Raw genomic sequence first — 18,994 nt, 5'->3', positions numbered from 1 at the left:
GATGGACATCAGCGCGGACGTCCTGCTCTCCGACGGCAGTGCCGCCCACATGCGACAGATCCAGCCCTCCGACGCCGACGCCATCGTGCAGTTCCACTCCCGGATGAGTGACCGCACCCGCTATCTGCGCTACTTCTCCCCGTATCCGCGCATCCCGCAGCGCGACCTCGAACGGTTCGTCAACGTCGACCACCACGACCGCGAGGCCTTCGTCATCGTCAGCGGCTCGCGGATCATGGCCGTCGGCCGCTACGAGCGTCTCGGCCCCGATTCGCCCGAGGCCGAGGTCGCCTTCGTCGTCGAGGACGCCCACCAGGGCCGCGGCATCGGCTCGGTGCTGCTGGAACACCTGGCCGAGGCGGCCCGGGCCAACCACATCACCCGGTTCGTGGCCGAGGTGCTGCCCGAGAACGGCGGCATGCTCCGGGTCTTCAGCGACTTCGGCTACCTGGTCCAGCGCAAGTATGCCGACGGCGTGGTGCACCTGAGCTTCCCGATCGCGCCCACCGAGAAGTCGCGCGAGGTGCAGGAATCGCGGGAGCACCTCACCGAGTCGCGCTCGATCGCCCGGCTGCTGTCCCCGCGCGCGGTCGCGGTCTACGGCGCCAGCGCGAGCGGTCAGGGCATCGGCGCGGCCATGCTGGGCCACCTGCGCGACGGCGGGTTCACCGGCCCGATCGTGCCCGTGCACCCCAGCGCCGACCGGGTGGCCGGCCTGCGCGCGTACCGCTCGGCCACCGAGGCCGGCGTGCCGATCGACCTCGCCCTCGTCGCCGTTCCGCCCGAGGGGGTGGCCGACGTGCTGGCCGACGCGGCGGCCAGCGGCGCGGGCGGTCTGGTAATCGTCTCGGCCGGCTTCGCCGAGGCCGGTCCCGAGGGCGGCGCCGCGCAACGGTCCCTGATCGAGGGCGCGCATGCGGCGGGGTTGCGCGTAGTGGGCCCGAACAGCATGGGGGTGGCCAACACCGACCCCGGCGTACGGCTCAATGCCACCCTGGCCCCCCGGCTGCCCGTCGCCGGGCGGGTCGGGTTCTTCAGCCAGAGCGGCGCCCTCGGCGTGGCGTTGCTGGCCGAGGCCGAACGCCGCGGGCTCGGGCTGTCCAGCTTCGTCTCGGCCGGCAACCGGGCCGACGTCTCCGGCAACGACCTGCTGCAGTACTGGCGCGACGACCCCGGCACGGATGCGGTGCTGCTCTACCTCGAGACGTTCGGCAATCCGCGCAAGTTCGCCCGCCTGGCCCGCCGCATGAGCCGGGTCAAACCGGTCGTCGCGGTCGCCTCGGCCACCCGTCCGCCCGGTCTGGCCGGCGACCTGCCCGGGCCCGACGTCAACGCGGTCACCGCCCTGTTCGCCCGGTCCGGCGTGATCCGGGTCGACACCGTCCAGGAGCTTTTCGACGTCGGCCTGCTGCTCGCCCACCAGCCGTTGCCGGCCGGTCGCCGGGTCGCCGTGGTCGGCAACTCGTCCGCACTGTCCGAATTGGCGGTGGCCGCGTGCCGGGCCAACGGGCTGACCGTCGCCGCCGGTTATCCGCTCGACATCAGCCCCCAGGCCGGCGCCCACGACTTCGCCGACGCGCTGGCCGACGCCGCCGTCGACGAGCGGGCCGACGCGCTGGTCGTGGTGTTCGCGCCCCCGCTGCCGGGCCAGCTCGCCGACGAGGACGCCGACTTCGCGGCCGCCCTGGGCAGTGTCGCCCTGGCCGGCGAGAAACCGACAGTGGCCACGTTCCTGCTGGGCCGCCTGACCCCGGGCGTGCCCGCCTACCCGTCGGTCGAGGAGGCGGTGCGCGCCCTCGGCCGCGTCGCCACCTACGCCGACTGGCTGCGCCGCCCGCCCGGCGTGCTCCCGCTGCTCGAGGGGGTCGAGCCCGACGCGGCCCTGGTCGACGGTCCACCGGCCGATCTGCTGCGGGCGTACGGCATCACGGTGGTCCCGTCCACGCTGGCCACCACGGCCGACGAGGCCATTGCGGCCGCGGGCGTGCTCGGCTACCCGGTCGCGCTCAAGGCCGCCGGTGGTGCCCTGCGCCACCGGATCGACCTCGGCGCGGTCCGCCTGGCCCTGGCCGACGAGGACGACGTGCGCGCCGCTTACACCGAGCTGGCCGTCGCCTTCGGCCCCGACGTGCTGGTCCAGACCATGGTCGCGGCCGGGGTGGCCTGCCGCGTCGAAGTGATGGAAGACCCCGCCTTCGGCCCGGTGGTCGGGTTCGGGCTGGGCGGCGTGGCCAGTGAGCTGCTGGGCGACCTGGCCTGGCGGGCCGCGCCGCTGACCGACCGCGCGGCCGAGGCGCTCGTGGTCGAACCGCGGGCCGCGCCCTTGCTGCACGGCTACCGCGGGTCGGCCCCCGTCGACCGCGAGGCCCTCATCGACCTGCTGCTGCGGGTCGGGCGGCTGGCCGACGACCATCCCCGGCTGCGCAAACTCTCGCTCAACCCGGTGCTGGCCCGCCCCGACGGCATCTCCGTCCTGCACGCCGCCACCGAGATCGGCGACCCCACCCGCCGCCCCGACACCGGCCCCCGCCGCCTCCGCACCCCGTGACCGAGCCCGGCGACCCGGCCCGCCGCCCCCGTCGCCTCCGCACCCCTGTGCGCTGCCGATCCGAGCCGCTGCCGGTGCGCGCTACACCTTCGGTGGGCGGCCACCTTTGCGTCAGCCGGGCCGGCGAGCACGGCCAGTGCGAGCGCTCCTAGCCCGTACAAAATGATGCGCAACCAACTCACTCACCTGGACCAAAAACCGCCCGGTGAGCCGAAGCTCGCCGGGCGGTGCTGGTGTCACTCTCAGCCGGCGTAGGCCTCGAGGCGGGAGGAGCGCTCCGGGTCGCGGAGCTTGAGCATGGTGACCTTCTCGATCTGGCGGATGCGCTCGCGGCTCAGGCCGAACTCGCGGCCGACCTCGTCGAGGGTGCGCTGGCGGCCGTCGTCGAGGCCGAAGCGCAGGCGGATCACGGCCGACTCGCGCTCGCTCAGCGTGGCCAGCACGATCTCGACCTCGCTGCGCAGCTCGCCCGAACCGACCGTCACACCGGGCTGGCTGGGGTCGACCGCGGCCACGAAGTCACCGAGCGCGCTCTCGCCGTCCTCGCCGACGGCCTGGTCGAGGCTGACCGGCTCGCGGTCGTACGAGATGAGCTCGATGACCTGGAACTCGGGCACGCCCATGGCCTCGGCGATCTCGGCGATGCTGGGCTCCCGGCCGAGCGACGCGGCCAGGTCGCGACGGCTGCGCACCATCCGGTTGACCTGCTCGACCATGTGCACCGGGATGCGGATGGTGCGGGCCTGGTCGGCCATGGCGCGGGTGATGGCCTGGCGGATCCACCACGTCGCGTAGGTCGAGAACTTGTAACCCTTGGTGTAGTCGAACTTCTCGACGGCGCGGATGAGGCCGAGGTTGCCCTCTTGGATGAGGTCGAGGAAGGCCATGCCGCGGCCGGTGTAGCGCTTGGCGATGCTCACGACGAGCCGCAGGTTGGCCTCGAGCAGGTGGTTCTTGGCCGCCTTGCCCTCCGCGATGATGATCTGCAGGAGGGGGGCCAGGTCGTCGCCGGCCTCGGTGAACTTCTCGTCGGCGTACAGGCCGGCTTCGATCCGCTTGGAGAGCTCGACCTCTTCGACCGCGGTGAGCAGCCGGGTGCGGCCGATGCCGTTGAGGTACGCGCGAACCAGGTCGGCGGAGACGCCGCGCTCGTCCGTGGCGTCCAGGTCGGTCAGGAGCTCGACACCGTCAGTCATGCTGTTGTCGACGGCAACCGCCGTCTTGGACTCCGACGCCTTCATCTGCAGGACCACCTTTCAGTCCCCTCCCCGCTGAGTACTGTCTCGTGCATTCCCAGCCGCTTCGTGCCGGTGTGATCGATAGCTTGGCCTGGGGCGCGTTAAACCGAGGTGAGGCAAGCGTCCAGGTGGCATGAATCAGGGAGAACCCTGACGTCGCCAAGCCGACAAGTGACCGGATTGCCGGTACTCGCCGCGTGTTGCGCGCCGATACTGTTCCCCAAACGCCCTCGAGGAGGAGATGGTTCAGTGGTCTTCAAGAAGATGTTGCAAGCCTTCGGCGTCGGTGGGCCGTCAGTCGAAACTGTGCTGGCCAACCCCAACTGCCGCCCGGGCGGGTTCCTCGAGGGCCAGGTCCACGTGCTGGGCGGCGACCACGCCGTCGACGTCGAATATCTGGCGGTCGGGCTGATCACCCGCGTCGAGGTCGAGAGCGGCGACAGCGAGTACAACACCGATCAGGAATTCCACCGCCAGCGGCTGACCGGCTCCTTCCGGCTCGACCCGGGCGCGAAGTACGACGTCCCGTTCCGGTTCGATGTGCCCTGGGAGACACCGATCACCGAGGTGTACGGGCAACATCTGCATGGCATGACCATGGGCCTGACCACGGAACTCGAGATCGCCCGCGCCGTCGACAAGTCAGACTTGGACGCGGTGGCGGTGCACCCGCTGCCGGCCCAGGAGCGCATTCTCGACGCGCTGCTGCGGCTGGGCTTCCGCTTCAGCCGGGCCGACGTCGAGCGCGGCCGGGTGTACGGGGTCGAGCAGCACCTGCCGTTCTACCAAGAGATCGAGTTCTACCCGCCGTCGGCCTACGCGAGCGGCATCAACCAGCTCGAGCTGACCTTCCTGCCGACCCCGCACAAGTTGCAGGTGGTACTCGAGATCGACAAGCGGGGCGGGTTGTTCACCGAGGGTCACGATGCGTTCGGCCGCTTCGACATCGACTACGCAACGGTGGATCACACCGACTGGGCCGGCCAGCTCGACAACTGGCTGCGTCAGTCGGCCCAGCGGCGCGGCCTGTTCTTCTGATCCCTCAGAGCTGCCCTCAGAGCGCTTCTCTCAGAGCTCGATCAGGATCGTCCGCGGTCCGACGTTGACGCTTTCGACAAGCATGTGCGCCCGGAAACGACCGGTCTGTACGGTCGCGCCCCGGGCGCGCAGGCTTTCGACGTACGCGGTGACCAGCGGCTCGGCCACCTCGGCGGGCGCGGCGGCGTTCCAGGTGGGACGCCGCCCTTTGCGCGCGTCCCCATAGAGAGTGAACTGGCTGACGACGAGCAATGGGGCGCCGAGATCGGCGGCAGAGGCCTCATTGTCCAAGATGCGCAGTTCATAGGTCTTGCGCGCCAGTTCGGCGGCCTTGGCCGGAGTGTCATCGTGGGTCACACCGACCAGCACGAGCAGCCCGTCCTCAATCTTGCCGACAATCTCGTCATCCACAGTGACGGCAGCCCGGCTCACGGTCTGTACCAACGCCCGCATCTGTCCCTCTCCCAGTGTCTTGGTCACCACGGGGTCCGCCGCTGAGCCGCCCCGAACCAGTCTCGCCGTTTCGCCGAGCCACCACGCATCGCCCCACCGACGTCCGACAGGCCCGCCGGTCACACGCCCGGCTGACGACAGCACGCCCGGCTTGTGGTGCCGTGCACGGTCGTGCCGGGGTCAGGCGTCCTCTGTCAGGCCGACTCTCGGACCAGTGCGGCCGCTCGTGGGAGGTCGGCAACCTCTTCGGCCGACATGGTCCACTGCCCGGCCCGGAAAGCGACGACGTTGTCGAGTTGAGCCAGCGGGTCACCCGGGACCAGCCGGAGCAGGTGAGACAGCATGGCCCCCGCATCCGCCCCGATCTCATGATCGATCGACCCGATCGCCACCTGGGCCAGGATCAACGCCGTCAACGCGGTGTCGAAGTCCGGATCCCCGTCCCCCGCATTGCGCCAGTCGATCACCACCGGCCCGCCAGGAGTCAGCACGATGTTGTCCGGATGCAGGTCGAGGTGCACGATCGAGCCCGCCCCGGCCCGCCCCGGCAACGCGTGCAGCCGCCCGAGTAGATCCGCCATGATCCCGGCCGCGGCCTCCGGCAACAGCTCCCCGCTCAGATAGGCGCCGGCCATGGTTGGCCCGTCCAACCGTTCCATCTCGATCTCGGGACCATCCGCCCGGTACACGCGCGGCACCGGATAGCCGAGTCCGGCCGCATACTTCATAACCGCGGCCTCGGGCGCAGCGTCCCCACCGTCCCGGTAGCGCCGCAACACAACCCCGCCACCCAGCGCGTAGACGTCCGCTTCCCGCCCAGACGCCAACGGCTCACCCAGCGCGCGTGCGTCCGTCTTTCGTCCGGGCGCGAGTGGCTTGCCCGCGGTGTGGACGTGTGCCCGTCCGGGCGCGAGTGGCTTGCCCGCGGTGTGGACGTGTGCCCGTCCGGGCGCGAGTGGCTCGCTCGCGGTGTGGACGTCTGCCCGTCCGGGCGCGAGTGGCTCGCCCAGGGCGTGGGCGTCCGGTTCTTGCCCGGGGGCGGAGGGCTCGCCCGGCGCGTCTCCGTTCACGGCGGTGACGCTAACCGATTCGTTGCCCGGCGGCGGCCCTATTTATCGCCGCCGCCGGCGAATGTCGGGGTCAGTCGACCGCGTTGCTGCTCGCGTCGCTGGTGTAGCTGTCGACCGGGGTCTCCATGGCGCCGGTCGTGGCGTCGCCGGTCGTCGTGTTGGCGACGCCCGGGCCCGAGCGCGGGTGCGTGCGGAAGCTGTTCGGCCCCGCGGTGCCCCCGGTGGTGGTCATGACGCCGTGCTCGGGGTGCGGTCCGCCGTCTTGGAGCTGGTCGACGTCGGTGCCCGCGGCCAGCGTGCTGGACAGCCCGGCGTCGTCGTCGCCCTTCTCGGGACGATAGGTGGTGGGCTCGTCGAGGACTCCGGGGCCGTAGTCGCCACCCAGGATCTCCCGCTCGATCTCTTCCTGCGAGTCGCTCATCTCGTTTCCTTTCGGCAGATCGGCACTGCAGGTGCCCCCGAGGCCCACCGGTAAACCGTGACCCGGCGGGCGAGGTGGTCACCATCACCCTCGTCGGTCATCATGCTCGTTCCCGGAGCGGGTTGGCAGCCGTCAGATGCGCTCGAGCCGGAAGCGTGGCGGCCATCACGGCCAGGACGAAGCAAGCACCCACCGCGGCCGCCGGCACGGGCCAGGGCACGGTGAGCGCGACCGACGTGCCGGTCTGCGCCCGGAGTCCCGCTGTCGCTCCGTGAAGAGCGAGGACCGCGGCCGCAGTTCCCAGCACCGAGCCGACCAGGACCGAGAGGGCCGACTCGCCGGCGACGGTCAGCAGCACCTGTCGGCGGGTGGCCCCGGCCAGCCGGAGCAGCCGGTAGTCGTTGGCCCGCCGCGCGGTCGCCATGGCCAGCGTGTTCGCGACCGCGAGGGAGCCGTACCCCACCGAGATCCCGATCAGCAACAGCGTGAAGATCCAGACCTGCCGGTCCTCCTCGGCGTCCGCCTCGCGTGCGTAGGTCGCGACATCGACGATCCGCCCGCCGAGCGGCGCCACTGCCGGAGCGCCCGCGGCGACGGGCGTAGCCTGCACCAGCGCCGACGGATCGTGGCGCCGCACCTCCGCCCTGGACAGCACAACGCCGCTGGACCCCGAAGTGTCAGGTCGCACGGCTGACACCCGCAGCGACACACGGGCCCCGTCGGCGAACGTCGCGTCGATCGTGCCGCCCTCGGTTACACCCCACTCCCGAGCGCGCGACTCGCTGAGCACCACGCTGCCGTCAGCCGGACTGGACGGTGAGCCGGCCGCCGTGGCCACGGTGTCACCGATGTAGATGCTGGTGACGAGCTCTCCGTCAGCGGCGGCGACATCGCTGAGACCGGGCGTGCCGTCGGGGACGATCACTGCCCGCGTCCCGGTCGCCTCGGCCCGGCGGTCGGCGTACGCCTTCTCCGCGGTCTGCACGTTGCCGGCGATGAATACAGAGAAGGCCACCGTGAGCAGCACCGGCGCGGCCGTCGAAGCCGTCCGCCGGGCGCCGGCCAGGGCGCTCTCCCGGATCACCGTGCCCAGCGCGCCGCCCGCCGGGCGAAGAATCAGCCGCACCACCAGCGGCACCACGGCCGGCGCCAGCACGGTTGCGGAAACGATCAGGGCCATGGCACCGAGCAGTGCGTACGTGCCCAACGCGGACAGGTCGTCAGTGACCACTGTGGCCGCACCGGCGGCCAGGCCGATCACGACGAACACGAGCCCGACGACCCAGCGTGTGCGGGTCATGGGCCGGGTCTCGACCTCGGCCCGGCGCAACGCCTCGAGCGGACGCACCCGTGACGCCCGCCGCGCCGCGGGCGACCCACCAGCCACGGCGACCAGCGGCCCGAGCGCGATACCGGCCAGAACCGGCCACCAGTGGACACCCGCCCGGAAGGACTCGGGTTGAAAGCCGGCATCGACCAGCACACCCCCGATCATCGGGGCCAGCAGCACACCGACGACTGCACCGGCGGCCCCGCCCCATAGGCCGATCACTGCGGCCTCGCGCAGCACGGTGAGCCGGACCTGTCGTGGTGTGGCGCCGACCGCGCGCAGCAGACCGATCTCGCGCCGGCGCTGATTGATCGAGAGAGCGAGTGTCGAGGCGATCACGAAAATCGAGGAGAACACCGAAAGGGCGATCATGGCGGTCAGCACCTGCAGACCGATCCACCGGTCGTGCGCGTCGGACCTGGACTCGAGCCGCCCCAACCCGGAGCCGTGCAGCACTGTCGCGCCGCCCGCGGCGGCCCGCACCTCATCCAGGTCGGGATTGCCGGTCAGTCCGATGACCCGCACACCGGGGGCGAGCCGGGCCGCCTCGGCGTCGGCCACGTAGAGCCGGTCGGCCTCGACCAGCCCGGTCACCCGCCACGAGGCCGGACCGCTCGCGGTGAGGACAGTCGCCGTGGCACCCACTGGAAGGCCCAGGCTGCGGCCGAGCACGACCTCGCCGGAGCCGGTGGCCGCCCGGCCCGCGACCAGGCGATCGGACGCCATCGCTGCGCTCGCCCAGCCCAGGCCTTGCTGGATCGCGGCCACCGGTCGCCCCGCCACCAGTGGCTGCGCGTAAAACGGCCGGTCGGCGACGGCCGCCCGCACGCCGGGAACTTCGACGAGCCGGGCGGTGAGCCGGGTCGCCTCGTCGGCCGGCCACGGCCGGGACTCGGGGAACGGGTCGGCCGGGGTGGACACCTCGGGGCTCAGCAGGGCGACCGTCACGGCGGAGAACCGCTCGGGGCACCGCGGACCGGCCGAGGCGAGCAGGGTGAGGGTCAGCGTGACCACGGCCGTGCCGACGAGAACCGCGAGGAGGGAGCCGAGGCGGTCACGGGTCAGCATGCCGCCTCCGCCCGGGCCATCTGGGCCGCGATGACCTCGGCCGAGGCGCCGTCGAGGCGATCGGCGAGCCGGCCGTCGGCCAGCAGCAGCACCGCATCGGCCCACGCCGCGGCCACCGGATCGTGCGTGACCATGACAATCGTCTGGCCCCGATCGGTGGCCAGGGCGCGCAGGAGCTCGAGGACGTGGCGGGAGGTCTGATTGTCGAGAGCGCCGGTGGGCTCGTCGGCGAAGATGACGGCGGGCTCGGTGATCATCGCGCGGGCGATGGCCACCCGCTGCTGCTGCCCGCCGGAGAGCTCGACCGGGCGGTGCCCGGCCCGGTCGGCCAGGCCGACGGCGGCGAGCGCGGCAGTCACCTCGCCCGTGGAGACGCGGCGGCCGGACAGCCGCAGCGGTAGGGCGACGTTTTGCGCAGCGGTCAGCGCCGAGATGAGGTTGAAGGACTGGAAGACGAAGCCGATCCGCCGCCGGCGCAGCAGGGTCAGCCCGGTCTCGTCGAGATCGGCCAGACGGACACCGTCGATCGTCACGTGGCCGGCGGTGGGGCGATCGAGGCCGGCGGCGCAGTGCAGCAAAGTGGACTTGCCGGAGCCGGAAGGGCCCATCACGGCGGTGAAGCTGCCCGCGGCGAGATCGGCCGACAGACCGTCGAGCGCGGTTACCCGGGCCGGGCCGGATCCGTATTCCATCCGCAGATCTCGTATCGAAACCATCGGTGTCGTCATGCCGTCGAGCTTGGCGAGCGGCGGGCCGGTTGTCGTCCAACCGGGGTTCCGGTGCGGGGCGGCAGAAAATCGAACTGTGGGTTGACGCGGGCGGCCGGTCCGGCTCGATAACGTCGCTCTCGTGACTGCCGCTGCACCCTCCCTTCTCCTCCGCAGGCTCAGCCGTGGCCAGCTGATCGCCATCGACGGTCTGCTGGCCGCGGCGGCCGTGCTGGTCTGCGGCTACGCGGCCACCGAGGCGCCGACCGACCCGCCGGGCGGCTGGGTCGAGCCCGGCTGGTTCTCCGTGCTCCTGGGCCTTGCCCTGGGCCTGCCGGTGGCGGTCCGTCGTTTGTGGCCGATCGCGGTGTCGATCGCGGTTCTCGCAGTCGGCTCCTTTGCCGTCGGGTCCGGCGCCATCCCCTTCTACGCGGGCACCGCGCCGGTCTTCGCGCTGGGCCTGGTCCTTTATTCAGTGGGCCTGCAGGTCGGCCGTCGCCGTTCGGTGCCCATCGTCCTGGCCGCTGCGGTGGTCGTGGCGGCGGTCTTCGGTGCGACCTCGCACGACGTGATGGGCACCGGCCTGGTCACCTGGGTGGTCGGCGCGTGCTGGGCGACGGGCCGCGTGGTCCGGGAAAGGCGAGCGCACGCCTTGTCGCGGACCGAGCAGGCCACCGTGCTGGCGGTCGAGCAAGAGAGGCTGCGCATAGCCCGCGAGCTGCACGACATCGTCGCCCACAGCATGAGCATGATCGCGGTCAAGGCCACAATCGCCGATCACGTCGGGGCCGACCGTCCGGACGAGATGCGTGAGGCTCTGCGGGTGATCGCCACCACCAGCCGCGAGACGCTGGGCGAGATCCGCCGCGCGCTCGGTGTCGTCCGGGCCGAGGCGGCGCTGAGGCCGACGCCGGGGCTGGCCGACCTCGACGGCCTGATCGAGGCGGCCCGCTCGACCGGCCTGACCGTCGAGTTCGACTCGCGGTTCGAGAAACCGGGCGAGGGCGAGACAGCGGCCAAGATACCGGCTGAGCCAGAGGCCAACATACCGGCCGAGGCACGGGCCGAAATGCCGGCCAAGGGTCGGGCCGAGACACCGGCCGAGGCCGAGGCTGAGACGCCGGCGGCGGCTCTGCCCGGTGATGTCGCTCTGTCGGTCTATCGCGTCGTGCAAGAAGCGCTGACCAACGTGGTCCGGCATTCGAGGGCTACGCGCTGCCGGGTCGAGGTCGTGACGGCCGAAGGCCGGGTCGACGTGCGGGTGACCGACAACGGCGGGCCCCACGCTCCGGGCCCGGCGGCGCCTGACCGGCCGCAGCGGCGGGGAGACGACGAGGGCGAAGCCGCCGTGCCCCGGTCTGAGGCTGGGCAGGGGTTGATCGGGATGCGCGAGCGTGCGGCCCAGTTCGGCGGTGAGCTGAGCGCCGGTCCGCAGGCGGGCGGTGGGTGGCGGGTGGCGACGACCCTGCGGTACGGCTCATGACTGACGTCCGGGTGGTCGTGGCTGACGACCAGGTGCTGGTGCGGGGCAGTTTCCGGCTGCTGATCGACCACACGCCGGGGCTGGTTTGCGTCGGCGAGGCGGGGACGGGGCGGGAAGCAGTCGAGGTCGTCCGGCGGGAACGCCCTGATGTCGTCCTGATGGATATCCGGATGCCCGACATGGACGGCATCGAGGCCACCCGCGAGATCTGTCAGGGCTTTCCCCGCGTCGAGACGCAGGTGCTCGTGCTGACCACCTTCGACCTCAAGGAATACGTGCTCGGGGCGCTGCGGGCGGGCGCGCAGGGCTTTCTCATGAAAGAGGCATTGCCCGACGAGCTGATCGCGGGCATCCGGCATGTGGCGGCGGGCGGCCGTCTGCTGGGTCCGACAGCTCAGGAACGGCTGATCGATGCGTACGTGGAAATGCCCGAACGTCAGGTCGTGCCGCTGCCCCACATCACCGGTCGCGAACGTGAGGTTCTGCTGCTGGTGGCGCGCGGCCTCTCCAACGACCAGATAGCCGCCGACCTGGGCGTAAGCATGTCCACGGTCAAGACCCACATCAACCGCCTGCTGGCCAAGTTCGACGGCCGCGACCGCTCCCACCTGGTCATCGCCGCCTACGAGGGCGGCCTCCGCTGACCCCGCGGCCGGCCCCGGCCGACCGCCGAGACATGGGGGCGGCCCCGCGCCGCGATGTGGTGGTGGCGCCGCGCGACGCTGCGCCCTTGCCGCGCGACGCTGTACTCGCGCGACGCCACGTTGCACCCTCGCCTCGCCTCGCCTCACTGCGCTGCTGCGCGCTTGCTGCATTGCGCCCGTGCCGCGTCACGGACGGGGGTGTCGAGGGCGCAGCGGGTGGCTGGAGGGACCTGCGAGGATGAGCGTCATGACGCTTTCGCTGCCTATTGACGCCGAGGCCAACCAGCTGTTGTCCACCGATCCGCTGGCGTTGTTGATCGGTATGGTGCTCGATCAGCAGATTCCGTTGGAGAAGGCGTTCAGCTCGCCGTTGGTGCTGTCGCAGCGGCTTGGGCATGCGCCGACTGCGGTCGAGCTGGCTGAGTTCGATCCTGAGGCGCTGATCGCGATCTTTGCCAAGCCGCCGGCGTTGCACCGGTTCCCCAAGGCCATGGCGGTCCGGGTGCAAGAGGTCTGCCGGGCGCTGGTCGACCGGTACGACGGCGACGCTGCGCAGCTGTGGGCCGGTGCCGAGGACGGTAGTGAGCTGCTCAAGCGGGTTGCCTCACTGCCCGGCTTCGGCAAGCAGAAGTCACAGATCTTCGTGGCACTGCTCGGCAAGCAGTACGGCGTGCAACCGGCCGGCTGGCGGGAGGCCGCCGGTGGCTACGGCGTCGAAGGTTCGTACAAGTCGGTGGCCGACATCGTCGATGAGCAGAGCCTGGGCAAGGTTCGTGCGTACAAGAAAGAGATGAAGGCGGCCGCCAAGGCCTGACCGGTCCCGGAACGACGCGGTTTTGTAGCGCGCTGGGCGTCGTGATGGCAACGGTGTAATTATGGGGGGTCGATCGGAGACCCCATCGTGAAGAAGCAGCCGGACCGGGCGGTTCTCATCACAGACGCCGCTCGCAGTCCGGAAGAACAGTTCCGCTGGCGGCAGATCCGCTACGTGACGATGATGAGCATCCGGGCCGCCTGCCTGATCGTGGGCGCGGTGCTGCTCAGCATCCGTCCACCGTTGCTCGGGCTGTGGCTGATCCTCTGCGCCGCCGGCATGGTCTTCCTGCCGTGGGCAGCCGTGCTCATCGCCAACGACCGGCCGCCCAAGACCAAGGCCGAGCGCGCGGCCGACGCCCTGGCCCGCGAGCCCAAGCCGCCGGCCAGCCTGCCGCAGCACTCTGCCGAGACCACCGAGTACCTGACCATCGATCTCGAGCCGACCGAGACGGGCGAACGCTGGACCTCCGCCGACCCCCGCGACCGCGAGAAGCGTTAGGACCCGTCCCGCCGATCATGGCGGGCTCCCTCCAGCCGTTGCGGGGTGAGGACACCGGGATTCTCGCCGGCCCGACACAGCTCCGGCCTGCGGCTGACGCCGGCATGGACTGCACCTCGCACCCATGTGAGCCGCTGGACGAGCCCTATGCTGGCCGCGCGCCAATCGAGGCGACGGCTTGCGCGCCGAGTGCGGCGCCTGCCTTCAGCGCGGCTTCCGAGGCCCGGCCGGCGCACCACGCGGCGAGCAGGCCGGCCGCGAACGCGTCGCCCGCGCCGGTCGGGTCCTTCATGGCCACCCGTGTGGGCGTCACCGTCACCGCGGAGCCGTCGCGCGATCCCCAGACAGCCCCCGCTGCGCCTTGCTTGACCACCACATTGCGTACGTGTTGAGTCAGCCGACGGGCCTGCCCGGCTGCTGCCCCCGCGCCGGCCAGCACGTCGGCCTCATCGGCGTTGCACAGCAGCAGGTCGCAGTCGCGTACCCAGTCCAGGAACGCCTCGGGCCCGGCCGCGCGCAGCGGCGCCGCCGAGGCCGCGTCGACGCTGGTCGTCAGCCCCCGCTCCGCGGCGACCTTCAGTGCTTCCAGCCCGGCCCGCCGCGACCCGTCGTGCAGCAGCGGATAGCCGGAAAGGTGCAGGTGGGAAGCCTCGGTGCTCTCGATCGCGGCCCGGACGTGGGCCGGGTCGAGCCGCAGGGCCGCGCCCCGGTCGGTGATCATCGTGCGCTCCTCGGGGCCGGCCAGCACGACCACGCTGCCGGTGACCTGACCCGGGTGGGCCCGCACGGCGCAGCGCACCCCGGCCGCCGTCAGCTCGGCCACCCGCTCGCGGCCGGCCGGGTCGTCGCCGACAGCGGCGATCAGCGTGACCGGCTGACCGGCGTGCGCGAGCCAGGCCGCCGTGTTCGCGGCCTGGCCACCGCCGCTCACCGTGATGGCGGCGGCGGTGTCCGAGCCGAGCTCGATCGGCCCACGATGCGCCACCAGCACGTCGGTGACGAGATCGCCGACGACGATGATCACGCGGATGCGGGGACGCTGAAGCCCAGCGGGGCGGTCGCCTCGGTCGCGGTGGCCACGGCGATCTGCGCGGCGAGGGCGGCGTTGCGCAGAATGATGCGGACGTTGACCTCGAGGCTCTTGCCCTCGGTGCTCTCGTGGAAGTGGCTCAGCAGGAACGGGGTCACCGCCTTGCCGGTGATGCCGCCCCGCGCGAGCAGCGAGAGGCCCTCGGACAGGGTGCGGTCGTGCAGCTCCGGATCGAGCTGCTCGTCGGCCGGCAGCGGGTTGGCCAGGATCAGCGCGCCCGCCCCCACGTTCTGGTCGGAGCGGGCGCGGATCACGTCGGCCACCTGCTCGGGCGAGTCGAGCTGCCAGTCGACGTCGAAGCCGCCGTCGGTGATGAAGAAGCCGGGGAAGCGCCGGGTGCCGTAGCCGGCCACGGACACGCCCAGCGTCTCGAGCCGCTCCAGCGTGGCGCCGACGTCGAGGATCGACTTCACGCCGGCGCAGACGACCACGATCGGCGTACGCGCGAGCGTGGTGAGGTCGGCCGACTCGTCGAAGGTGACGTTCGCCTCGCGGTGGACGCCTCCCAGGCCACCGGTGGCGAACACGCCGATGCCCGCGGCGGCCGCGACCGCGCTGGTGGCAGCGACCGTGGTGGCACCGTCGGCGCGCCGGGCGGCGGCCACGGCGAGATCGCGGACCGACAGCTTGGCCACGCCCTCGGCCAGCGCCAGGTGCTCGATCTGGGCGTCGTCGAGGCCGACGATCAGCTCGCCGCCGATCATGCCGATCGTGGCCGGCACGGCGCCCTGGTCGCGCACGGTCTGCTCGATCTCGCGCGCCACCCGCAGGTTGTCCGGGTGCGGCAGGCCGTGCGAGATGATCGTGCTCTCGAGCGCGACCACCGGCCGGCTGTCCCGGCGGGCACGGGTCACGTGCTCGCCGTATCGAATCGCGAAGTCAGTCACGAGAGCTACCGTACGGTGCCTGATCACGACCTGACCAAAGACCGCCGAGCTGGTCGTTGGACCGGTCCGGTCCGAGGTGTCACACTTGCGGGTTGGAGCTTTCGTCAGCTGCCGTGGGCCGGGGGGACCGGTGGCTCGACGATCCTGACCACGTGAAATGAAGGGCAGATGTCGTGAGCACGGAGATCCTGGAGCGTCCCGAAACCAAGGATGCCGACACCGGGCCAGAGATGTTCCATTACGTGCGTAAAGAGAAGATCGCCGAGAGCGCGGTCATGGGCACGTACGTCATCGCGCTGTGCGGCGAGAAGTTCCCGGTGACCAAATCGCCGAAGCCGGGTTCCCCGGTGTGCCCGCAGTGCAAAGAGATCTACGAATCGATGAAGCACTGATCGGTCGTTCCTCCCGAGGCGCCCGGTGAACGCGGGGGACGGGCTCCTCGTCGCCGACCTGGTCGGTGTGGCGGTCTTCGCCGCCTCGGGCGCCTCGGCCGGAATCGCGAAGCGTCTCGACCTGTTCGGGATCGCCTTTATCGGTTTTGTCGCGGCGCTCGGCGGTGGCATCGTGCGCGACCTGGTGATCGGCGCCGTGCCGCCGCTGGCCTTCGCCGACTGGCGCTACGCGGTCACGGCGGTCGTCGCCTCGCTCGCCGTCTTCTGGCTCCACCCCCAGCTGACCCGGTGGCGCCGCTCGGTGCTGCTGCTCGACGCGGCCGGGCTGGGGCTCTTCACGGTCACGGGCACCCTCAAGGCGCTGGACGCCGGGGTGCCCGCGGTCGGCGCGTGCCTGATCGGCATGATCACGGCGATCGGCGGCGGGCTGGCCCGCGACCTGCTGACCGGCGAGATCCCGGTGGTCCTGCAGCGTGACATCTATGCCGTTGCCGCCCTCGGCGGCGCGATTCTTGTCACGATCCTGCGCGGGACCGGGGTCGCTGATCCGCTCACGATGGCTGTATCGGCGCTGCTCATCACCGGCGTACGGCTGGTCGCGCTGTACCGCCGGTGGTCGGCCCCAGTGGCTGCGCCGTAACCCGCACCGAGTGCCTGCCGCCGCTATGCTGAATGCCGCCTCCGGTCGCTTGCCGGGGGTGTTTTGTTGAGGGGAAAGGATCGTCGCAGCTTGAGCCCGCCACTGCCGGATCTGGAGACCTTCCCCCCGCTTCGCGACTGGCAGCGCAAGGCCCTCGTGGGCTACCTGCGCCGCCGCCGCGACGACTACATGGCGGTGGCGACCCCCGGCGCCGGCAAGACCACGTTCGCGCTGCGGATCGCGGCCGAGCTGCTGGCCGACGGCACCGTCGACGCGGTCACCGTGGTCTGCCCGACCGAGCACCTCAAGGTGCAGTGGGCGACGGCCGCGGCGCGGGTCGGCATCCAGCTCGACCACGAGTTCCGCAACGCCGACATCCACTCGTCGCGCGACTTCCACGGCGCGGTGCTGACCTATGCCCAGGTCGGCATGGCGCCGGCGGTGCACCGGCGCCGCACGATGACCCGCTCGACGCTGGTGATCCTCGACGAGATCCACCACGCCGGCGACTCGCGCAGCTGGGGCGACGGCGTCAAGGCCGCATTCGAACCCGCCGTACGCCGCCTGATGCTCACGGGGACGCCGTTCCGCTCGGACGAGAACCCGATCCCGTTCGTCAACTACGAGCGGGGCGAGGACGGCCTGCAGCGTTCGCGGGCCGACTCGGTTTACGGATACTCGGACGCGCTGCGCGACGGCGTCGTGCGGCCGGTGCTCTTCATGGCCTATTCGGGCGAGACGCGGTGGCGCACGAACGCGGGCGACGAGCTGGCCGCCCGCCTCGGCGAGCCGATGACCAAAGACCTGGTCGCCCAGGCCTGGCGCACGGCGCTCGACCACCGCGGCGACTGGATGCCCCAGGTGTTGCGGGCGGCCGACGCCCGGCTGACCAAGCTGCGCGAGCACGGCATCGTCGACGCGGGCGGGCTGATCATCGCCAGCGACCAGCAGACCGCCCGCGCCTACGCCAAGCTGATCGGGGAGATCTCGGGGCAGCCGGCGACCGTGGTGCTCTCGGACGACGACGGCGCCTCGAAGCGGATCGCGACCTTCGCCGCCTCGCAGGACCGCTGGCTGGTAGCCGTGCGGATGGTGTCGGAGGGGGTCGACATTCCCCGGCTGGCCGTCGGGGTCTATGCCACCAGCGCCTCGACGCCGCTGTATTTCGCGCAGGCGATCGGCCGCTTCGTGCGGGCCCGGCGCAAGGGCGAGACAGCGACCGTCTTCCTGCCCAGCGTGCCGCACCTGCTCGGGCTGGCCAGCGAGATGGAGGCGCAGCGCGACCACGTGCTGGGCCTGCCGAAGCAGAAGGACGGCCTGGACGACGACCTGCTGGAGCGGGCGCAGCGCGAGGAGAACGCGGAGGGCGACCTCGAGAAGCAGTTCGAGGCGCTCTCGGCGACGGCCGAGCTCGACCAGGTGATCTATGACGGCACGTCCTTCGGCATGGGGGCGATGACCGGGACGCCCGAGGAGGAGGAATACCTCGGCCTGCCCGGCCTGCTGACGGCCGACCAGGTCTCGGTGTTGCTGAACAAGCGGCAGGCGGACCAGCTGGCCGCCAAGAAGCGGCAGAAGGCCGCTGAACCGGCCGCTCCGGCCCAACGGGAGGCGCCGCCCTCGATGACCGCGGGGGAGCGGCGCAACAGCCTCAGGCGGCAGCTGAACACATTGGTGGCGGCGCACCACCACCGCACCAACCTGCCGCACGGCAAGATTCACGCCGAGCTGCGCCGGCTGTGCGGCGGGCCGCCCAGCGCGCAGGCGACGATCGAGCAGCTCGAGGAACGGATCGCGACGATTCAGACGCTGTGAACGAGGCACGTCAAGGAGTCTTTACGTCAAGTCTCCTTGACGTCAAGAGGACTTGACTTCATGCTGGGTGCATGACGACGACAATTCTCGACCGGATCGTTCGGTGGAATCTCGATCTCGACGGCGACTGGTACGGCGACGAGCGCGAGCGCTACCGGTGGTACGAGGGCATTGCCGCGGCGGCCTCGATGCAGTGGGTCGCCGTCCCGTGGGCCGCGGCGATCATGGTCTGGCCGCTGGGTCGCCCCTCGGTGATCCCGCTGGCCGTCGTGCTGGTCGCCATGTTCGTCCCGATGCTCGTCTGCATGTGGTACGTGCGGTCGCGCCGCGTCGAGACCACGCCCCGCGTCATGGACACCCGGCGGGTGGTCTGGGGCCTCATCGGTGGCCTGCCCTACGCCGTGTTCCTCGTGGGCGCTCTGCGCGCCTACGGGCCCGATGACTCGACGTGGATCGGCGCCGCGGTCGGCGGCGTCGTGGGCGGTCTGGGTGGCCTGGTGGCGCAGTTCGTGCAGAGCCGCCGCCGGCGCCGTCAAGAGGCCCTCGCGGCCGCGGACGAAGACTGATGGCGCCTCCCGCGGGCCCGGTGCGGGCTCCGGAGGCGGATGGCACGGCCGGTGTACGCATCCGGGCCGCCCGCAAAGAGGCCGGTCTCACCCAGCAGGGGCTCTCGGCGGCGGTGCAGGTGAGCCGTCAGACCATCATCGCGATGGAGACGGGCGACTACGCCCCCTCGGTCTACCTCGCGATCAAAGTGGCCAGGGCCCTGAACGCCAGCGTCGAAGACCTCTGGGCCGCCGACCCCGCCGCGGAGCAGTGAGCTCGTCGGTGCAGTGAGCGCGCCAGGACGGTGAG

19 protein-coding genes are annotated in these 18,994 nt (G+C 71.4%); 11 read left to right on the top strand and 8 right to left on the bottom strand.

Features of this window, described 5'->3' with window-relative positions; translation table 11 throughout:
• The first annotated feature begins 1 nt into the window (after nucleotide 1).
• Nucleotides 2-2,548 (top strand): bifunctional acetate--CoA ligase family protein/GNAT family N-acetyltransferase, encoded by a 2,547-nt coding sequence (locus M1L60_RS09995; protein ID WP_253237041.1) that lies wholly within the window; start codon nucleotides 2-4, stop codon nucleotides 2,546-2,548.
• Between the two features lie 242 nt (nucleotides 2,549-2,790).
• Here the strand turns inward: M1L60_RS09995 and sigB are convergent, their stop codons facing one another.
• On the bottom strand, nucleotides 2,791-3,744 hold the full coding sequence (sigB, locus tag M1L60_RS09990) for an RNA polymerase sigma factor SigB (protein WP_253237146.1): 954 nt from the start codon (nucleotides 3,742-3,744) through the stop codon (nucleotides 2,791-2,793).
• A gap of 291 nt (nucleotides 3,745-4,035) precedes the next feature.
• Between sigB and M1L60_RS09985 the strand changes: the two genes are divergently transcribed.
• A complete protein-coding gene (locus tag M1L60_RS09985; RefSeq protein WP_253237040.1) occupies nucleotides 4,036-4,824 on the top strand; it encodes a sporulation protein in 789 nt (262 codons plus the stop codon).
• A gap of 30 nt (nucleotides 4,825-4,854) precedes the next feature.
• Here M1L60_RS09985 and dtd read toward each other — a convergent pair whose 3' ends face one another.
• The 5 genes from dtd to M1L60_RS09960 form a co-directional block, all read right to left on the bottom strand.
• Nucleotides 4,855-5,277 carry a D-aminoacyl-tRNA deacylase gene (gene dtd, locus M1L60_RS09980; RefSeq protein ID WP_253237145.1) on the bottom strand — a complete coding sequence of 141 codons (423 nt, stop codon included), beginning with the start codon at nucleotides 5,275-5,277 and terminating at the stop codon, nucleotides 4,855-4,857.
• A gap of 194 nt (nucleotides 5,278-5,471) precedes the next feature.
• Nucleotides 5,472-6,104, bottom strand: a complete 633-nt coding sequence (locus tag M1L60_RS09975; RefSeq protein ID WP_253237039.1) for a phosphotransferase — start codon at nucleotides 6,102-6,104, stop codon at nucleotides 5,472-5,474.
• A 313-nt stretch (nucleotides 6,105-6,417) separates the two neighbouring features.
• Nucleotides 6,418-6,768: a hypothetical protein gene (locus tag M1L60_RS09970; RefSeq protein ID WP_253237038.1), complete on the bottom strand. Its 351-nt coding sequence runs from the start codon at nucleotides 6,766-6,768 to the stop codon at nucleotides 6,418-6,420.
• A gap of 100 nt (nucleotides 6,769-6,868) precedes the next feature.
• Complete coding sequence (locus tag M1L60_RS09965; RefSeq protein ID WP_253237037.1) at nucleotides 6,869-9,166, bottom strand: ABC transporter permease; 2,298 nt, start codon at nucleotides 9,164-9,166, stop codon at nucleotides 6,869-6,871.
• Nucleotides 9,160-9,858, bottom strand: a complete 699-nt coding sequence (locus M1L60_RS09960) for an ABC transporter ATP-binding protein (protein WP_253237036.1) — start codon at nucleotides 9,856-9,858, stop codon at nucleotides 9,160-9,162. The genes M1L60_RS09965 and M1L60_RS09960 overlap by 7 nt, the downstream gene beginning before the upstream one ends.
• 157 nt (nucleotides 9,859-10,015) lie before the next feature.
• Between M1L60_RS09960 and M1L60_RS09955 the strand changes: the two genes are divergently transcribed.
• The 4 genes from M1L60_RS09955 to M1L60_RS09940 all read left to right on the top strand — a co-directional run bounded on the left by M1L60_RS09955 (nucleotide 10,016) and on the right by M1L60_RS09940 (nucleotide 13,315).
• Complete coding sequence (locus tag M1L60_RS09955) at nucleotides 10,016-11,356, top strand: sensor histidine kinase (RefSeq protein ID WP_253237035.1); 1,341 nt, start codon at nucleotides 10,016-10,018, stop codon at nucleotides 11,354-11,356.
• Nucleotides 11,353-12,000 carry a response regulator transcription factor gene (locus tag M1L60_RS09950; RefSeq protein WP_253237034.1) on the top strand — a complete coding sequence of 216 codons (648 nt, stop codon included), beginning with the start codon at nucleotides 11,353-11,355 and terminating at the stop codon, nucleotides 11,998-12,000. The genes M1L60_RS09955 and M1L60_RS09950 overlap by 4 nt, the downstream gene beginning before the upstream one ends.
• Before the next feature lie 247 nt (nucleotides 12,001-12,247).
• Entirely contained in the window at nucleotides 12,248-12,814 is a 567-nt protein-coding gene (locus tag M1L60_RS09945) for an HhH-GPD-type base excision DNA repair protein (protein ID WP_253237144.1), read from the top strand.
• An 87-nt stretch (nucleotides 12,815-12,901) separates the two neighbouring features.
• Nucleotides 12,902-13,315, top strand: coding sequence for a DUF3099 domain-containing protein (locus M1L60_RS09940; protein ID WP_253237033.1), 414 nt, complete (start codon nucleotides 12,902-12,904; stop codon nucleotides 13,313-13,315).
• Nucleotides 13,316-13,460: 145 nt separating this feature from the next.
• Here M1L60_RS09940 and M1L60_RS09935 read toward each other — a convergent pair whose 3' ends face one another.
• Nucleotides 13,461-14,339 (bottom strand): carbohydrate kinase family protein, encoded by an 879-nt coding sequence (locus tag M1L60_RS09935; protein WP_253237032.1) that lies wholly within the window; start codon nucleotides 14,337-14,339, stop codon nucleotides 13,461-13,463.
• Nucleotides 14,336-15,292 (bottom strand): pseudouridine-5'-phosphate glycosidase, encoded by a 957-nt coding sequence (locus M1L60_RS09930; RefSeq protein WP_253237031.1) that lies wholly within the window; start codon nucleotides 15,290-15,292, stop codon nucleotides 14,336-14,338. The genes M1L60_RS09935 and M1L60_RS09930 overlap by 4 nt, the downstream gene beginning before the upstream one ends.
• Before the next feature lie 173 nt (nucleotides 15,293-15,465).
• On the opposite strand from M1L60_RS09930, the gene M1L60_RS09925 reads away from it, so the two are divergent.
• The 5 genes from M1L60_RS09925 (at nucleotide 15,466) to M1L60_RS09905 (ending at nucleotide 18,959) form a co-directional block, all read left to right on the top strand.
• The gene (locus M1L60_RS09925) at nucleotides 15,466-15,684 is read left to right on the top strand and encodes a DUF3039 domain-containing protein (RefSeq protein ID WP_253237030.1); all 219 of its coding nucleotides are present in this window, start codon (nucleotides 15,466-15,468) and stop codon (nucleotides 15,682-15,684) included.
• Nucleotides 15,685-15,709: 25 nt separating this feature from the next.
• The gene (locus M1L60_RS09920; protein ID WP_253237029.1) at nucleotides 15,710-16,324 is read left to right on the top strand and encodes a trimeric intracellular cation channel family protein; all 615 of its coding nucleotides are present in this window, start codon (nucleotides 15,710-15,712) and stop codon (nucleotides 16,322-16,324) included.
• 90 nt (nucleotides 16,325-16,414) lie between these two features.
• On the top strand, nucleotides 16,415-18,139 hold the full coding sequence (locus M1L60_RS09915; RefSeq protein WP_253237028.1) for a DEAD/DEAH box helicase: 1,725 nt from the start codon (nucleotides 16,415-16,417) through the stop codon (nucleotides 18,137-18,139).
• A 71-nt stretch (nucleotides 18,140-18,210) separates the two neighbouring features.
• Entirely contained in the window at nucleotides 18,211-18,705 is a 495-nt protein-coding gene (locus M1L60_RS09910) for a hypothetical protein (protein ID WP_253237027.1), read from the top strand.
• Nucleotides 18,705-18,959, top strand: coding sequence for a helix-turn-helix transcriptional regulator (locus tag M1L60_RS09905; RefSeq protein WP_253237026.1), 255 nt, complete (start codon nucleotides 18,705-18,707; stop codon nucleotides 18,957-18,959). Before M1L60_RS09910 ends, M1L60_RS09905 begins: the two co-directional genes overlap by 1 nt.
• Nucleotides 18,960-18,994: the final 35 nt, after the last annotated feature.

The sequence above is a fragment of the Paractinoplanes aksuensis genome (assembly GCF_024137025.1).
GTDB lineage: Bacteria > Actinomycetota > Actinomycetes > Mycobacteriales > Micromonosporaceae > Actinoplanes > Actinoplanes aksuensis.
This window is presented reverse-complemented; position numbering and strand designations above follow the sequence as displayed.

What these genes read in the sequence shown, in the direction of transcription:
- M1L60_RS09965 (WP_253237037.1), bottom strand. Translation starts at nt 9,166, where the DNA reads ATGCTGACCCGTGACCGCCTCGGCTCCCTCCTCGCGGTTCTCGTCGGC.
- M1L60_RS09960 (WP_253237036.1), bottom strand. Translation starts at nt 9,858, where the DNA reads ATGGAATACGGATCCGGCCCGGCCCGGGTAACCGCGCTCGACGGTCTG.
- M1L60_RS09950 (WP_253237034.1), top strand. Translation starts at nt 11,353, where the DNA reads ATGACTGACGTCCGGGTGGTCGTGGCTGACGACCAGGTGCTGGTGCGG.
- dtd (WP_253237145.1), bottom strand. Translation starts at nt 5,277, where the DNA reads ATGCGGGCGTTGGTACAGACCGTGAGCCGGGCTGCCGTCACTGTGGAT.
- M1L60_RS09910 (WP_253237027.1), top strand. Translation starts at nt 18,211, where the DNA reads ATGACGACGACAATTCTCGACCGGATCGTTCGGTGGAATCTCGATCTC.
- M1L60_RS09905 (WP_253237026.1), top strand. Translation starts at nt 18,705, where the DNA reads ATGGCGCCTCCCGCGGGCCCGGTGCGGGCTCCGGAGGCGGATGGCACG.
- M1L60_RS09995 (WP_253237041.1), top strand. Translation starts at nt 2, where the DNA reads ATGGACATCAGCGCGGACGTCCTGCTCTCCGACGGCAGTGCCGCCCAC.
- M1L60_RS09945 (WP_253237144.1), top strand. Translation starts at nt 12,248, where the DNA reads ATGACGCTTTCGCTGCCTATTGACGCCGAGGCCAACCAGCTGTTGTCC.
- sigB (WP_253237146.1), bottom strand. Translation starts at nt 3,744, where the DNA reads ATGACTGACGGTGTCGAGCTCCTGACCGACCTGGACGCCACGGACGAG.
- M1L60_RS09970 (WP_253237038.1), bottom strand. Translation starts at nt 6,768, where the DNA reads ATGAGCGACTCGCAGGAAGAGATCGAGCGGGAGATCCTGGGTGGCGAC.